Source organism: Simiduia sp., from assembly GCF_058345725.1.
Map to the genome: position 1 here is coordinate 16,700 of NZ_JBTUOC010000084.1, position 15,875 is coordinate 32,574.

13 protein-coding genes are annotated in these 15,875 nt (G+C 49.3%); 5 read left to right on the top strand and 8 right to left on the bottom strand.

Translation table 11 applies throughout. The annotated features are described in order from the left end of the window. Positions 1–270: 270 nt before the first annotated feature. From ACW8F6_RS16745 to ACW8F6_RS16765, 5 genes are all read left to right on the top strand, one after another. Positions 271–759, top strand: a complete 489-nt coding sequence (locus ACW8F6_RS16745) for an Hcp family type VI secretion system effector (RefSeq protein ID WP_491577029.1) — start codon at positions 271–273, stop codon at positions 757–759. A 128-nt stretch (positions 760–887) separates the two neighbouring features. Continuing rightward, a complete protein-coding gene (locus tag ACW8F6_RS16750; RefSeq protein ID WP_491577030.1) occupies positions 888–2,774 on the top strand; it encodes a type VI secretion system Vgr family protein in 1,887 nt (628 codons plus the stop codon). A gap of 8 nt (positions 2,775–2,782) precedes the next feature. Beyond that, a complete protein-coding gene (locus ACW8F6_RS16755; RefSeq protein WP_491577031.1) occupies positions 2,783–3,373 on the top strand; it encodes a DUF6931 family protein in 591 nt (196 codons plus the stop codon). Positions 3,374–3,419: 46 nt separating this feature from the next. Further along, positions 3,420–3,668, top strand: coding sequence for a PAAR domain-containing protein (locus ACW8F6_RS16760; RefSeq protein WP_491577050.1), 249 nt, complete (start codon positions 3,420–3,422; stop codon positions 3,666–3,668). A gap of 124 nt (positions 3,669–3,792) precedes the next feature. After that, positions 3,793–4,626: a hypothetical protein gene (locus tag ACW8F6_RS16765; RefSeq protein WP_491577032.1), complete on the top strand. Its 834-nt coding sequence runs from the start codon at positions 3,793–3,795 to the stop codon at positions 4,624–4,626. Positions 4,627–4,719: 93 nt separating this feature from the next. Here the strand turns inward: ACW8F6_RS16765 and tssH are convergent, their stop codons facing one another. The 8 genes from tssH to tssA form a co-directional block, all read right to left on the bottom strand. Further along, positions 4,720–7,371, bottom strand: a complete 2,652-nt coding sequence (gene tssH, locus ACW8F6_RS16770) for a type VI secretion system ATPase TssH (RefSeq protein ID WP_491577033.1) — start codon at positions 7,369–7,371, stop codon at positions 4,720–4,722. A 16-nt stretch (positions 7,372–7,387) separates the two neighbouring features. Further along, positions 7,388–8,527, bottom strand: coding sequence for a type VI secretion system baseplate subunit TssG (tssG, locus tag ACW8F6_RS16775; RefSeq protein WP_491577034.1), 1,140 nt, complete (start codon positions 8,525–8,527; stop codon positions 7,388–7,390). Next, a complete protein-coding gene (gene tssF, locus ACW8F6_RS16780; RefSeq protein WP_491577035.1) occupies positions 8,491–10,320 on the bottom strand; it encodes a type VI secretion system baseplate subunit TssF in 1,830 nt (609 codons plus the stop codon). Before tssF ends, tssG begins: the two co-directional genes overlap by 37 nt. Beyond that, on the bottom strand, positions 10,320–10,799 hold the full coding sequence (tssE, locus tag ACW8F6_RS16785; protein WP_491577036.1) for a type VI secretion system baseplate subunit TssE: 480 nt from the start codon (positions 10,797–10,799) through the stop codon (positions 10,320–10,322). Before tssE ends, tssF begins: the two co-directional genes overlap by 1 nt. 3 nt (positions 10,800–10,802) lie before the next feature. Beyond that, positions 10,803–12,323 carry a type VI secretion system contractile sheath large subunit gene (gene tssC, locus ACW8F6_RS16790; protein WP_491577037.1) on the bottom strand — a complete coding sequence of 507 codons (1,521 nt, stop codon included), beginning with the start codon at positions 12,321–12,323 and terminating at the stop codon, positions 10,803–10,805. A gap of 72 nt (positions 12,324–12,395) precedes the next feature. After that, a complete protein-coding gene (tssC, locus tag ACW8F6_RS16795; RefSeq protein WP_491577038.1) occupies positions 12,396–13,889 on the bottom strand; it encodes a type VI secretion system contractile sheath large subunit in 1,494 nt (497 codons plus the stop codon). Next, positions 13,890–14,405, bottom strand: coding sequence for a type VI secretion system contractile sheath small subunit (gene tssB, locus ACW8F6_RS16800; protein ID WP_491577039.1), 516 nt, complete (start codon positions 14,403–14,405; stop codon positions 13,890–13,892). It abuts the gene before it with no gap. 43 nt (positions 14,406–14,448) lie between these two features. Further along, a complete protein-coding gene (tssA, locus tag ACW8F6_RS16805; protein ID WP_491577040.1) occupies positions 14,449–15,693 on the bottom strand; it encodes a type VI secretion system protein TssA in 1,245 nt (414 codons plus the stop codon). Positions 15,694–15,875: the final 182 nt, after the last annotated feature.

A 15,875-nucleotide genomic window follows, 5' to 3' on the forward strand; every position in this document is an offset into this window, starting at 1 on the left:
ACCTGCCCAGCTAAGCGTTGGTACCGCCTGTAGGTGCGCGCCATAGGCGCGCCAGCATCCCAATAAAAGGGTGTCAGAGTGAACCAAAAAAATCGTGCCAGAGTGAATTTAATGTCTGCTCGAAAGGGGTTATCAAGTGCGCAAGGCTTTGTTTTAATGGCCACCAATTGCTGAGAAGCAAGAGAAGCAGTTGCTTTACTCCACAAAGGACTGCTGGAATTTTAGTTACATTTATCCATTCATCGACCTACGAGAAAGAGGAATTCAATCATGGCGATTTACATGAACTTCAACGGTAACTCACCTGCTGGTAACGTAACTGCAGATGGCTACGCAAACTGGATTGAAGTGGATAACTTCCACTTTGGTGTTGGCCGCGCAATTACCATGGAAGCCGGTGCAATGGCCAACCGTGAAGCATCACGTCCAAGCATCAGCGAAGTTACCGTAACTAAGCCAATGGACTCTGCTTCAGGCGGCCTGTTCAAAGCGTCTGTTACTGGCGACGCCGGTGTTAAAGTGGAAATTCACGTTGTGCAGACTGGTGCAAACAAAGTAGAAAAATACGCTACTTACACTCTGGAAGAAGTTATCATCTCTTCTTACAGCGTTAGTGCTTCTGCTGGCGGTGCGCCACAAGAGTCTTTGTCTCTGAGCTTTGCGAAGGTAGAAGCTGACCTGACTCACGCTGACAAGACTAACAAGAACACCAAAAACATGCGTGTTGGTTACGACCTCACCACTGCTACACCTCTGTAAGCGAAACTGCTTGCACGGTCGGACGCCTCTGGTTACCAGGGGCCCCGGCCTTTTGGCGTTTATAATCAGGGAGATTATAATTCCCTGGCGTTTGATCGAAGACACTTTACAAGGATCAGTATTCCGTCATGCCTAATGTCAATCAAAACCACCGCCTGCTCCATATCCAGACACCGTTGGGGAAAGATGCCCTAATTGCCACTCGCTTGGTGGGCGATGAAAGTGTTTCTGGGTTGTATCGCTATGAGCTGGATCTGATGTCAGATAACCATGACATTAAGCAGCAAGATCTGGTGGGCAAGGCTGTTACGGTTACCATAAACCGTGAAGGCGAAGAGCAGCAGCGCTATGTGCACGGTTATGTCGTGCAGCTCGGAATGCTGGATGTTAACGCGGAAGGTATGCGCAACTATCGCGCGATAGTTATGCCTGGTTTGTGGTTTACCCAGTTGGGCAGCCAGAATCGGGTGTTTCACAGTAAAAATGCCAAACAGATTCTTGAAGAAGTACTCGGCGAATACTCTAAGGTTGTAAAGCTGTCGCTGAAGCTGACAGCCACCTATAAAACGCGGGAGTACTGTGTCCAGTTTGAAGAGACAGATTTTGCCTTTGTCAGCCGTCTAATGGCTGAAGAGGGTATGGCCTACTATTTCGTGCATGGCGACGGTAAGTCTGAGTTGGTGATTACCGATGATGCGCAGGGATTTTTTGATTGCGCCAAAGACGCTATTGAATACGACGGCGCGGGCAGCCAACCCACTAAAAGTACAATCAGTGCGTGGGAGCGAAACTATTGCTACCACACAGGTGGCTTTGAGTTTAAAGATTACTCTGAATTTGCCGCCGATAAAGACAATAAGTACGATATTAAAACCAAATCTACGCTAAATGAAGTTAGCGGCTATAAAATCCGTAAGTTTGGCGAGTATTTATTTGAGCCGGACAAGCCGCACACACATAAAATTACCGAAGCTGGCAACAAAGATATTGCCAAGCGAGCGATGGAAGCCATCGAGTCGGGCTTTGATTTGGTGAATGCGGCAGGTGACTGTGCCTGTATCACTGCCGGTGGTCGATTCTCCTTAGAACACACGCTTGCCTCTGAAAAGGGCAAATACCTGGTAACCAGTGTTCACATCATGGCTACCGATGGCAATGGCATGACCACGCAGTTTTCTAATCAACTGACAGCGGTGCCTGCCGCCGTTATGCCTCGGCCAGACCCTGCCGGCTTTAGCCGCAAGGTGACCTCGCCACAGGTGGCAACAGTGCTTGAAGTTAAAGCGACGGGTGCCGATGGCTCTGAAGATTTGTACACACAATTGAAAGTCAAATTCCCCTGGAATTCTGCACAAAACTCCTGCTGGGTTCGCGTATTGCAGTCGTTTGCCGGCAAAAATTGGGGTGCAAATTTTGTCCCGCGTGTGGGTCAGGAAGTGGTAATTAACTACCTCAATGGTGATCCGGATCGCCCGGTGGTAACAGGCGCTGTATATAACGGCACTAACACTGGCCCCAACTACACAGCTACACAGTCGGGCTGGAAAACCGAGTTTGAGGGTAGCAAGTTTAATGAATTGCGCTTTGAGGACAAAAAGGGCAAAGAAGAGATTTACATGGAAGCCGGTAAGGATCACCGTTATGTGATCCACAATGACCAGACAGGTAAAGTAGAAAACGACCAAACTCTTGAGGTGACTAAAAATCGTACTATCACGGTGGCGGAAGGTAACGAGAAAATAACCGTTTCTAAAGGCAACCAAGAGCTTTCTATCAGTTCGGGCAATCATAAAATTAAGGTGGCCAAAGGTACCCAAACCATTGATGTGCAGGGTGCTATCAAAATTACATCTAAAGCCTCTATTGAGCTTAAAGTGGGCGGTTCGAGTATCAAGTTGACCCCTACGGGTATCGTCATTAAAGGGACAACCTTATCCTGTAAGGGCGACGCCACAGCCGAAGTAAAGGCCGGCGCAAGTTTGACATTAAAAGGCGGCATTACGCTGATTAACTAGATACCACTATGACAGACTGGATAAAAATTAAAGCGCTCACAGCGGCAGAGCTGTTAAAAGAATTTGAGTTGAGTGAGGAAGGTGCGCAAGAGTGCTGCGTGCCTGGCACAGCGCCAAGAGTTAGTATTGAAAACTTAGCCAATGCAGGTCACTACCTGGATGCGGTGAAGTTGTTGGCCCATGGGTTGCCTAAACGTGAGGCCGTATGGTGGGCGTGCTTGGCAAGCAGAAAGGTTCAAACGCCAGATACCGATCAACTGAATATTGATGCCTTAATTGCCGCTGAAGCTTGGGCAAAACAACCCACGGAAGAAAATCGCCTGCGTGCGCGGATGCTTGGCAATAAAACGGGTCACAAAACCCCCGCGAGTTGGGCCGCAACGGCAGCCGCTTGGTCTACCGGTAGTCTAGCTGAGCCGGGTGAGCCAGAAATTGCAACGCCAGAGTATATGTACGCTCATGCAGTCGCCGGTAGTGTAGCTTTGGCTGCAGTACTCGCAGACCCAGATAACCCCAATGAGAACTATCAGCTATTTTTACGCCAAGGTATTAATCTCGCCTGTGGTGGCAATGGCATTCTGACCGCTGAGGGACAGTAATATGGGTAAACCCGCTTCCCGAATAACCGATATGCATGTCTGCCCGATGGTAACGGGCACTGTTCCGCATGTGGGAGGACCGGTTTTAACTCCCGGTGGTCCTACCGTAATTATCGGCGGCTTGCCATCGGCTACCGTAGGTAGTAGTTGTGTGTGCGTAGGGCCACCCGATACCATTGCCACGGGCAGCGGTACTGTCATGATCAGTAAAAAGCCTGCTGCAAGATTGGGTGATTCAACTATGCATGGTGGCAAGATTGTCGTTGGCTGCCCCACGGTAATCATTGGCGGTTAAGCAGCTGTGGGTTCGCCCACTACTCGAATCAATGCTTTGTGATCTGGCGCACATACCGCAACATGTGCCTAGGGCAAGCTAGCTGTTTAGATTCTGTACGTTTTTAAAGGGAATGTAAAAACGGATGACTCAATCAAATAATGCTTATCAGCTCGTGTTTCTTGGGAAGCCGCGTACCCAATTAGGCGCAACCTTGGTAAAAAAGGGGTTGCTCAAAATGTGTGCTGGCAATAAGCAGCAAGCGCAATCGTTGTATCAAAAAAGCCCAACCATTATTTTCCGTTCCGATTCCAAAGCTAACATTCAGCGCATGTTAAGTCATGTGTGGCGCTGTGGCTGGCATGCCCATATTCTGCGCGATGGAAAATGCGTATATTCCACCGAAAAATCAGATGACCTAGCGCGCCTCGACAAGGCTGGCTCGCGTGCAACAGCCCTTTCAAAGCGTGTAAATAATCAGACTAGCCCTACTACTGAGCCCAAAAAGTATCGACTAACCAATGCTGAGTCTGATGTTAGTTTGGAAGTGCCACAGGATTGGGAGGCATACGAAGATCTGAACGCAGGCGCGACGTTACAGGCGGGATGTGCACAGCGGCAAATATTTCTTATTGTAATTAAGCAATATAAGCATTCCTTCGGTGCGGTTTTTCCCTTAAAGGACTACGCTAATGCCACCTGCCAGGCGGCGTTAGGCTGGGTAAGTGATGCAAAAATGACACGCAAACCCACGTGCTTGTCAGCAGGGAAGTATTATCTTGCGGAGATGGAAGGCAAGGTAGGTGATGCAGAGGTTAAGTACCAGATTACAATTCACGAAGCGGCAAAGGTGTTTTACGCGCTATACGTGTGGACGGCACTGGACAATTTTGACCGTGTGAACCGTGAGTTAAAACAGATTGCCGCTAGCGTTAAAGCGGTAACACCCGCACCAAGAACGAAAGCCTCGCCGGCATAAAGCTAGGCAAGGCAATTACTACTTAAATCTGTTTCAAATTTTTGGTGCCCGCTAAATCCTAAAATGGCATTCAGCGGGCATTGCGTTAACTGCTCAGTCTACCTGATAGCTAAACTCGCCTTCTTCAGTAACGCCTACAAACACCTTGTTTATGGCAACGCCATCAGCCATTTTATCCAGGCATTCCGCGGCTAAAGACGGCAGCAGTGTCCTGTTGAGTATGTTCTCAATATTCCGGGCGCCTGTGTCGGATTCTTGGCAGCGCGCGACAATATGAAGCAATACGTCTTCTTCGTAACTGAAGCTCGCACCATAGTGCTCTGCGATACGTTTCTCAATTTTACGCAAATTGATTGCGGCGATCTTCATCAGGTTATCGTCATCCAAGGGATAAAATGCGATGACATTGGCACGTCCCATGAAAGCCGGTTTAAAGTGTTGTAATAGATAGGGGCGGATGTTGTCGAGCAATACATCGGGCTCCGGCTTCTCTTCAACCTGTGAAAAAATCGCTCGTATCGCATCTTCACCGGCATTGGACGTCATAATGATGACGGTATTTTTAAAATCGATATCGCGGCCTTCGCCGTCTTTTATGGTGCCCTTATCAAAAAGACTGTAAAAAATGTCTTGCACCCCAGGATGAGCCTTTTCCATTTCGTCAAGCAAGATCACCGAGTAGGGTTTTCTACGGGCGGCTTCTGTTAGAACGCCACCTTCACCAAAGCCAACATAGCCGGGTGGTGACCCCAACAACATGGAAACCTTATGCTCTTCCTTAAATTCCGACATGTTTATGGTCGTGATATTCTGCTCTCCGCCAAACAGCTGATCCGCCAGGGCCAGAGCAGTTTCCGTTTTACCGACTCCGCTAGTTCCGCAAAACAGGAAAACACCTACGGGTTTGCGCGGGTCTGTGAGGCCGGCACGCGATGTGCGGATAGCTTGCGCAACTGCATCTAGGGCATGAGGCTGTCCAATAACGCGTTCGCTTAAGCGCTCAGCCAGTGTTTGTACGCTGCGAATTTCATCGCTAACCATTTTCCCAACAGGGATGCCAGTCCAATTGGCAATCACTTCGGCGATGGCTTGTTCATCAACAGCGGCCTGAATCATTGGTGATTCGCCCTGAATCTCTGCCAGTTTTTTAGAAAGTTCTACGAGGTTTGCTTGCAGCGACGCGATTTCCTCAGCTGGGAGCTTTTTGTCTGTATCCGCTTCCAAGTAGTCTTTGTCTATGGTGTCATGAATTGCGCGGATTTCATCGACAACCTCTTGTTCCTCTGCTAGTTGTTCCTCTAGAGTTGCTAATCGGCTTGTTGCGCTTTGTAACGATGCATCCCATTGGGCGATATCTTCCTGCTGGTTGTTACTGGCGGCATGTTCTTTTCTGAGTCGCTCTAATGTGGCTTCGGCACGTTGAACCTGGCGTTTGGCGTCTTCTATGGCGGAGGGCGTAGCAGATTGGCTTAGTGCGACGCGGGCGCAGGCGGTATCCAAAAGGCTGACTGACTTGTCGGGCAGCTGGCGACCTGGAATGTAGCGGTGCGATAGTGTTACAGATGCAATGATCGCTTCGTCTAGAATTCGCACTCTGTGGTGATTCTGTAAGGTTTCAGCAATGCCGCGCATCATGTCGATGGCTTTCTCTTCCGACGGCTCTTCGACTTTAACAACTTGGAATCGGCGGGTTAGGGCAGGGTCGCGTTCAAAATATTTTTTGTATTCGGCCCAGGTGGTTGCAGCTATGGTGCGCAGTTCGCCGCGAGCTAGCGCAGGTTTGAGAAGGTTGGCGGCATCACCCTGGCCTTCCTTGCCGCCTGCACCAATCATGGTATGTGCTTCATCAATGAACAAAATGATGGGAGATAAACTTGCGCGAACTTCTTCTATTACCGATTTTAGTCGGTTCTCAAACTCACCTTTGACGCTAGCACCGGCTTGCAGCAGACCTAAATCAAGCGTGCGTACAGTGACGTTTCTTAGCGGTTCGGGCACATCACCTTCGGCTATTCGAAGCGCAAAGCCCTCTACCACAGCTGTTTTTCCCACCCCCGCTTCGCCAGTAAGAATGGGGTTGTTTTGTCTTCTGCGCGTTAAAATATCAATGCATTGTCGAATTTCTTCATCGCGCCCCAGTACCGGGTCAATTGCGCCATCGAGCGCCCGCTGGGTAAGATTGACGGTGTACTTGTCAAGCGACGGCGTTTTAGAAGCAACGACATTGGGTTGGCCGTCGACACTACTGACAGGCTCTGATCTTGGCAGCTCTGTGCCTGAGGCGATCATGGCGCGAGCAGCTTCGCGGAGAGATTCAGGTGCAATAGAGCGTAGCGATTTGCAGCTTGTAAGAAGCTGATCACGCAATCGGTCATCGAGTAGGCAAGCTGTAATTAAGTGCCCAGATGTCAGAAATTTGTGCTCATACTCTACAGAAGCCAGCATCCAGGCATATTTAGCTGCATCTACCAGCGTGGTAGATAGCGCTGCAGGTCGACTATTACCATTTTTAAACTTAGCGATGGCGTCGGCCAGCTCGCGTGCAAACTGTGGTACGTTTACATCAAATTTTTCCAGCAGCAGCTGAAGGTCTGAATCGCGGGTGTCGAGCATTTTGATTAGCCAATGCTCAACTTCAACATTGTACTGATTGTGTGCCATGCATAAACCGGCGGCCCCTTCGAGTGCGTCGCGCATGGCCGGAGCCATTTTATCCACGAGTGATTTTAAATTTATATTGATCATCTGGATGTCCTTTTCGTTAGATATAGAGTGGAATGCCTTCTTCAGGCGTATGCATGTCGTGTGACAAATTAATGTTCATCGGCTCTATGCTGAGCACACTTTCAGAATGTAGATGGCTGTTCCAACCGAGCGAGGGCTGGTAATCTGGTTCGTCAACTAATCGAGTTGGCGGTACTTGACTGTGTGATGTGGTAACGGATATGTCAAACTCCAGCTCCATGCCCACGCTCATTCGAATTAAAGATTTTAGCGACTCCAGCTTTTTAGTTCCGGGTGCCAGCTCCATGAACCGTTTGTAGGGGAGGGGTGCAACAACCACGCTGAATTTGCTTTGCGCGTGATAACACTCAGTGCCGATAATCGAGTTAACTCCCAGCTGGTTATTTACACCCAGCGAATTTTCAGGTCCCGGCAATTGACAGGCGACCTCTTGATCCAAGGGCTGCCATTGACCTTTAAATTGCTGAACATCAATGTCTAGTCCAAACATTTGGTAGACCAGACTCTTTAGTTGATCTGCTGTCCGTTGCGTGCGGTTCAGCGAGCCGGCAAATCCTGCCAGCAATTCATCTGGAAAAGGTAGTCGGTATTGTAGTTCTGATGTGCCTATGCCTGCGAGGCTCAACAACGCCTGCGTGAACTTATCGTGGTTACTGTTGTTTTGATTTTTGCTGCGCTCAAAGTTCACCGGTAAGCGGTATTTATGCCATGCCTGATAATAAAGCGAAATACTTCGATGATTAAATAGATCTATAAAATCGCTCAAGCTTTCGTTTTTATTCTTAAGCTCTTGCAAGATTAGTTCAGTATACCGAATGGGCAGCACACCTTGGGCGCCACCCTGACCAAAAAAGCTGACATTCATTAGCCAGCGTAATTGGGCCTCCTTATCGGGACTCTCAAGTCCATTTACTTCAGTGTTGAGTGACAGTACGTCTGCGCCGGCGTAGGATAATTTGTTAGACGCCGTGAAGCGCACGAGTTCCTTGGCAGGGGGCGCATGTTGGGCTACTGGTGCCTTTGCGTATTGATCGCTGGCATCTTGTTGAGTGGCTATTTCCAGAAGTCTTACAGCTTGGAAAAACTCAAAGCTATATGGTTCTGTGCGTAGCTTGTCTATTAGAGCAAGGCTTTTACGCCGGCGCGCGGAGGCCATTTTTTAAATTCCTTGTCTTGTCCAGTAAAACTGACCTTCAATCGAGTAAAAGAGTTGATTGAGCAGTAAAGTCCAAAAAAGTGTTCTAGCACACTGGCAAAAATTAGGCTGCTGACGCCCCGCAGCATGAGCGGGTCAAGCTCCAGTTGGATTGCGGTTCCTCGGCAAAGTGACACCATATCTTCCACTTGGATTGGAGCTGTCATAGGCTGTGTTCTTAAGCGGCTGATCGATTCTATGATTTTGCGTGTTGAGGGGGAGTTCTTAAAATCGTACAGGCGTAGAATTTCTTTTAGTGCTTCGGGCGATCCACCATTAGTTGTTAAAGATAAATGGTTTAAGTTCAGGTGCGAGATTAATCGCCAATATGCTCCTTCTCGCTGCTGCGGGCGAATGGCAGCAGAGGGCGTTACTAAGCAGCTAATGCGCTTTAGGGGGGCGCCGCCTTCGGCTAATGTCATATAGGGCTTGCCTCCGCCCACCGGAAGCTTTTTGGGAAGATTTCTATTGCTGCATACCAGGTCAACTTCCAATACTTGGTCGTGCGTTGCATAGGGTGAAAAATTGAGATTCACCAATGAAAGCTCAATTTCACTGGCTTCTTCGTTTAGATGCTCACCTTCCACAACGGTTTTTCGCCGACTGAACCAAAATGCATTGTTAGTGTCAGATGCTGCGTGGTTTATGCCATAAAATGGCTTAAATTGTGTAACAGAGCCATTGCTATCTGTAGCGCGTACTTGTTCTATAGCGTAGGTTTCTAGCGCTTCAACGCGCCGAGCATCTGGTACTAAGTGGTAGGCGTACTCAGTGTGGTCTAGAGGGATTGGGTCTGCACTTTGTTTAAACAGGTTGATAGCGGGCGTGCAGCCAAGGGCAAACATTTCGGCGTTCAACTGGTGTTCCAGCTCTGAATCTGACTCAGACAGGTATAGGTAAAGGTTGAGCTCTGACTTATATTCAGCCAGCGCATCATCAGGTAGGCCTGCAAAGTCTATAAATTGGAACTTTTCAGGAAAGCAAAAATATTCTGTGAGTAGTCGATAGCCATTAAATCCTTGCTTCGTATTTTGCAGAAGTGCATCTTTCTCTGCAAAACCAACTGGCTGTAAATGGTGTGGGTCCAAGTAGATTGGGGTTGAGTCCATTTCACTTTTTGACACCACTATCTTAATGCACTTGGTGAGCAACATATCGTAGAGTGGATGTACGTGTTGCGGAAGACCTTTTAGAAAAAAACGCAGCTTGTCTATCTCTAGTTCCGAAAATTTAATTTCCGGATCAAAGGTGGCTAGTGATATTTTTAATACAGCGCCAGCACCGGCTATTTCATTGGAACCTGGCGCGATAAAGGGTCTGGGCATCAGGGACGAGGATGTTACCTTGATGGGGGCGATATCTACATCGTAAGCTGTGGTAAATTTGCAGGTTTCACCCTGGTAACTTTCGGTCTCTATGACAGTGCCAGATGGGAGCTTGCTCAGTTTGTCCAGTTCTGGCGCCGCTTCCATTTGAACAATACAGCAAGATGGAAAGGGTCGTAAGTAGTGTGGGTAGAGTGTGTCGAGCAGCGCGTCGGTGAGTTCTGGAAAGTCATCATTGAGCTTTTGTTGTACGCGCGCATTTAGGTAGGCAAAGCCCGAAAGCAGTTTACCTACTAGTGGATCTTCAACGGTGTCGCCAGTAAGTTGAAGGCGAGAAGCGGTGGCGGGGTGCTTTTTGGCAAACTCGCTAGCGCTCTGGTTTATAAAAGCCAGTTCTCTTTCATATTGATAGAGTAGGTCGTCGCTCATTATTGAATCTCTGATACGTCTACAGACTGAGTAATTAAGTCGAGTGCTGAGTCGAATATAATCAGTTCTGGCGCGGGATTAGTGTGGAGTACTGCCTCGACTCTAAATTTAATGCACGGGTTTTCAGCGTCAAACTTTTGATCTGAAGTGACTTTTACTGTTTTGACTCGTGGTTCAAATCGCAGTATCGCGGCTTCGATATCCCGACAAAATCGTTTGCGGTGATCCACTGAAGAGAGATTAATCGTGGAAAGATCTGCGAGGCCAAAATTGATCACTGAGGCCTCCAGATTACTACAATCCTTGGGTGGTGAAATGCAGCGATAGCGGGTGTTAAATAAAATCTCCAGGTCGCGTCTCACGCTTTCACGTAGCTGGCGTAGCATCTGGTGTGGCTGCAAATTACCTTTGCCTTGGCTGCCATCAAGTAATCTGTCTAATACGGGCGAGAGCAGCTTTTTGTCTTGATTGGATATCATCATCTAACCTATGGAGCCAAAGCTTGCAGGATTAAGTGCGGTAGTGAGTTTAAGTTCAGATACCAAGTGATCCACTGTGTAATGGGTTTTCAGGTGAATTATGCTTTGATATACGCCAGGTTTGCCTGGTTCTTCATTGACTTCAACCCGCGCCTCTCTTAACGGGTATCGGGCGAGCATCTCCCAGGACAAGTCGTCTCGACCCGTCGTATACTGATCCAGCCAGCGTTGGATCATGCGCTCGCACTCTTTGTCTCTGATATAGGAGCCCACCTTATCGCGAATCATCACTTTGACGTATTGCGCAAAGCGCGAAGCGCAGAGTACCTGTTGTAACATAGCGCTAATCCGCGCATTCGCATTGGCAGATTTAAGCGAATAGCTCTTTGCGTCTTGCAGGGATGGCGTGCTGTTAAAGCAGGCGTATGGTGTATCAAAGCTTTGACATAAACTGATAAAGCCCAGATCGCTTAGCTCCCGCTCTTGAAAATCGCTGATTAGAACCTGGGTGACCATGCGCGTGCGGCCGGGCTTGCTGTCTGTTGTATAGGGCAGCGATGGCAATCGGGTGACGAGACCGCCGCCGAGATAATCTCGTGGCGCGCCTCGAATGTGGGAAAACCAGCCCACCTCCGCAAACTCTCTGATGAGTACAGTGCCGAAGGCAAAGCAGCAATTGCCCCACAGGTGTCTTTCATTATTTTTGTAGGAGGCATGCTCCTTAAATTGCATGCCGTTAAATGCCGTTCGTCGGGTGGTATGCGGGCCGCGAAGCAGTACGCGTGGCAGGGTGATAGCTACAAAGCGGCTGTCCTCCTGTTTGCGTAACGCTCGCCAGCGAATGTATTCCTTTTGGCTGAAGACATTTTCAAGATTAACCGGGAGCCCGAGTGTGTCAAAGTTATCCAGGCCAAACAGCTCGGGTGCGGCTCCGCAAATGAAAGGTGCAAAGGCAGCTGCGGCTACACGGCTTATGCCTTGCAGCGTATGAATATCGTCGTAGGGCTTGCCCGCGGTAGGGCGGTGACAAATTTCGTAATCCCCTAGGAGAACACCGAAAGGTTCGCCGCCTGGGGTTCCGAATTCAAGGTTGTAGACCAGGTGAAACAGTGCTGTCTGGTCAATGTCGGGTGCGCGATCAATGTCGCGTACCAAGTCTTTCCAGGACATATCCAGCAGCTTTATTTTTACATTGTCCGCTAGGCTTGCGCAGTCAACCAGTTCCCATAGCCCTAGCCAGCGGGCTTCCATTGCTTGAAAGTCTGGATGGTGCAGGATTTCATTAAGTTGGTCGTTGATAAGGACATCAATTTCTGCAATTGCACGACACAAAAAGGGTTTAGCGCGAAATACAATATCGTTTTCGCCCAAGACTTCAGTGAGCCAAATTGAGAAGGCAGTTGCATCATCTCGCTCGGCGAGAAAGCGATGTAAAGCTACATTTAATTGGATGTTTTGAGGGTCATCGTTGCGCTGATTTTTTTGCTGCAGACGCTCCGTTGTCGCAATAGTATCGACAAGCACAAAAAATTCCTCAGGGTTGTAGCGGTTGCGGAGGGCAACAGGCACCACCTGGCTAGGTGGTGCCTGCTAGCATCAGCTAGGTGTTGGAATGTTTGCGACCATACGCATAGACGTGGTTAGTTCTTCCATTTGCAACCAGGGCTTCAGATAAGCAATGGCGCTATAGGAGCCTGGCTGACCAGGAATTTCTTTAACTTCTACACGGGCTTCAGCCAGTGGATACTTGGCCTTCATTTCGGCGCTGGCTTCTGGGTTGGAGTTGGTGTATTGCGCGATCCACTTGTTCAGCCAGCGCTCGCAATCTGAAGCTTCCATGAAGGAACCAACTTTATCGCGCGCCATCACCTTGAGGTAATGGGCTATACGAGAGGTAGCCATCAAATAGGGAAGGCGCGCTGAAATTGAGGCGTTTGCAGTGGCATCCGGATCGTCGTATGTCTTGGGGTTTTGCGCTGTTTGTGCGCCAAAAAACACGGAGTAGTCGGTGTTTTTGTAGTGACACAGAGGCAAAAAGCCCTGCGCTGACAATTCTGCTTCACGGCGATCTGTAATGCCAATTTCAGTTGGGCATTTGAGGTCGGTATCACCATCGTCGCTCTTAAACAGGTGGGTAGGTAAACCTTCTACCTTGCCGCCGCCTTCCGCGCCGCGAATAGCGGTACACCAAGAGTTTTCGGCGAAAGCTTTAGTCAGCGTGGCGCCCATTACATAGGCTGCGTTCATCCAGCAATACTGGTCGTGCTCTGCGGCCTTCGACATGCCAGAGCTGTCCAATTCAAACTCTTCAAAGTTAAAGGATTCGACCGGCTTGGTGCTGGCGCCATAAGGAAGGCGTGAGAGCACCCGAGGCATAACCAAAGTGACAAAGCGGGAATCTTCACTGTCGCGGAAGCTACGCCACTTGATGTACTCGGCTGATTCGAAAATGGCACCCAAGTCGCGGGGTTTAGACAGTTCTGTAAAGCTATCGAAGCCCATCATTTCTGACCCAGCGGCAGAAATGAAAGGGCAGAAACCGGCAGCGGCCACATTGGACATTTTGGTCAGAAGTTCGATGTCTTCGGGGTGATTGCTAAATTCGAAATCGCCGATCATGGCGCCGTAGGGTTCACCACCTGCTGTGCCGAATTCTTCTTCGTACATTTTTTTGAAGATTTGGCTTTGGTCGAACTCGACTGCCTTGTCCAGATCGCGGAACAGCTCTTTCTTGGACAGGTTTAGTACGCGAATTTTAAGAGTTTTACCTGTTTCGCTGTTCATAACCAGATGGTGCAGGCCGCGCCAGGAACCTTCCAGCTTCTGGAACTTTTCCTGATGCAAAATTGCGCTCAGCTGCTTAGACATCGCCTCGTCAATTGCTCTTACAGCGGCGTTAATGGTCTGAGTAAGATTTCGATCCCAGGAAACCGTGCCCTGCAGAACTTGCTTGGTGAGGTTAGTCAGCAGGTCTTGCGCTTCTTCTCGGCTCGTTTGTTTGGTGTAACCAATGGCCTGTTCCAGTAAGCTGGTGGATTGTTCCTCAGCTTCTGCAGCTTGGTTTTCTACGGCGGTTTCGTTACTCATCAATTACTCTCCCTGATCTTCTTCACCAACACCCAACTCTTTAGATATGTTGGTGACGTTGTCGGCGTTTTTCAGAATGTCTTCTAATACTTTTTCCAGTTCTTCAGAGCGGTCGGCTTTGCTCAGTAGATCGCGAAGCTTATTGCGTGCTTCCAGCAATTGTTTTAACGGTTCTACTTGATCGACTATGGCCTCTGGGCTGAAAGAGTCCATATTTTTGAAGTTGAGGTCTACACCCATTTTTGAGCCGTCGCCAGCCAGAGTGTTTTCAACCTGCAATTCCAGCTTGGGATTCACTTTAGCCATTGCGTCGTTGAAATTGTCGCGGTCGATTTGTACGAACTTGCGCTCTTTCAGTGCCTTCCGGCTTGCGGCGTTGTCGCCAGAGTAGTCGCCCATTACGCCCACTACAAATGGCAGCTCTTTCTTCACTTCGGCGCCATTGGTTTCCACATCATAGGTGATGTGAACGCGGGGCTTTCTGACTCTTTTTAATTTATTGTGAATACTCTCTGACATAACATGGATCTCCTATCCGCTTTCGCGTAAGCGTTAAATTGATTTACCACCCCAGGTTTTGAGGCTCTGTTTCTGCTTGCTGAGGTTGCTCGTTTTTTGTCGCAGCGGTGGGCGCTGGGGTAGCGCTCGCTTTGGGCTTGGGTGGTGCTACGTAAGTGCTGTCATCACTGCCGTCCATTTTAACACCTGTCAGCTGAGAAAAGATGCTGCGTGCTGAATCTTCGGGCAATAGCTCCATCATGAGGTCGGCGACGGTCATTCTGCCCCAGGTCACCAAACGCTCCAAGCTGGGGCCTATCGGTGTGTGAGGCTCGTAGCGCCTGAAGTAGGCCGCCACTTCTTCTAATCGCTTTAGGGCGTCTTCGCGGTCGGCAATCGGCCCGACCCCGGCGCCCATTGCAACGGATTGCACCTGCTCGCCAGTGGTATTTGCCGCATTTTCCTCTTGGGCATCCTCGGCGGCAACTGCTTCCTGAGCTTGGTTGGCCTCAAGCTTTTCTTTATAAATAAAGCGTGCTGTGCGAAGCAATTCTTCTAAAAGATTTGAAATATTGCTACTGGGCGGGGCCTCGTTGTCACAGGTCTTACGCAGATGCGCATTAGTGGACTTGAAGTAATCCAGGCATTCCTCCAGCGTGTCTACTACTGCCACGCTGTCCTGGATGCTGGTGGCCAGCACAGTATCGGTAATGGATTTCAGTGAGTAACCCATGGCATCGATGCGTTCTGCCCGGTTATCTTCATCGGTAATTCGATCGGCATCGCGGGCTTGCTGGTATTGCCAGAAGGAGTACTCGCCGCCTGCATCTTCCAGTGTGATGGGCATATTGCGCAGGGGCGCAAGGAGCGTGCCTTCGCCGCCGTCGCCGTTTAGGCCGGTTAATGGCGCAACCTTAGTCTCAATCCCGTCTTCGTCAGGCTCAGGGTATAAGCCATCCCAAAAGTCTTCTACCAAGACCCGTATGAGTGCTAAGCCGTCGCGCAGCCCTGCAAGGCCGTGTAAGCGGATGAGTGCCTCCGTGTACCAGCAAGCAACTTCCAAGTCTTTGCTGACGTCTTGCAATATGGAGGGTGCAAGTTGCGCGACTTGGCGCCAAGGCGCCAGTAAATCGACATCTTCGTCGAACATGGAGGCGCGCTCTGCCGCTCGCGCCGCATTGCGCGCATCTTTGATGGCGTAATAGGTAGAGGTGGGCGAGCGATCGGCACGTAGATCTTTTCCCTGAGGGCTATCCGCAGAGATAGGTTGTTTCAGACTGTCTAAGTCTATGACATGGTCTAATGACATTTACACGTTTCCTTCGATCCGAGCGATCTTCCCTGGTTATGTCAGCGTTAACTGAACATTAGAAGGGCTCAAGATTACACGGCTTAGGTTTTCTTTAGAAGTATTTTGTCTACACCCAGCTCAAAACCATAGCATCGCTATTACTAATTGGTACTCTCGTTCATGCGCTGTTTTGCGCTGTG

Coding starts and splice junctions, on each gene's coding strand:
- ACW8F6_RS16745 (WP_491577029.1), top strand. CDS start 271: ATGGCGATTTACATGAACTTCAACGGTAACTCACCTGCTGGTAACGTA.
- ACW8F6_RS16750 (WP_491577030.1), top strand. CDS start 888: ATGCCTAATGTCAATCAAAACCACCGCCTGCTCCATATCCAGACACCG.
- ACW8F6_RS16755 (WP_491577031.1), top strand. CDS start 2,783: ATGACAGACTGGATAAAAATTAAAGCGCTCACAGCGGCAGAGCTGTTA.
- ACW8F6_RS16760 (WP_491577050.1), top strand. CDS start 3,420: ATGGTAACGGGCACTGTTCCGCATGTGGGAGGACCGGTTTTAACTCCC.
- ACW8F6_RS16765 (WP_491577032.1), top strand. CDS start 3,793: ATGACTCAATCAAATAATGCTTATCAGCTCGTGTTTCTTGGGAAGCCG.
- tssH (WP_491577033.1), bottom strand. CDS start 7,371: ATGATCAATATAAATTTAAAATCACTCGTGGATAAAATGGCTCCGGCC.
- tssG (WP_491577034.1), bottom strand. CDS start 8,527: ATGGCCTCCGCGCGCCGGCGTAAAAGCCTTGCTCTAATAGACAAGCTA.
- tssF (WP_491577035.1), bottom strand. CDS start 10,320: ATGAGCGACGACCTACTCTATCAATATGAAAGAGAACTGGCTTTTATA.
- tssE (WP_491577036.1), bottom strand. CDS start 10,799: ATGATATCCAATCAAGACAAAAAGCTGCTCTCGCCCGTATTAGACAGA.
- tssB (WP_491577039.1), bottom strand. CDS start 14,405: ATGTCAGAGAGTATTCACAATAAATTAAAAAGAGTCAGAAAGCCCCGC.
- tssA (WP_491577040.1), bottom strand. CDS start 15,693: ATGTCATTAGACCATGTCATAGACTTAGACAGTCTGAAACAACCTATC.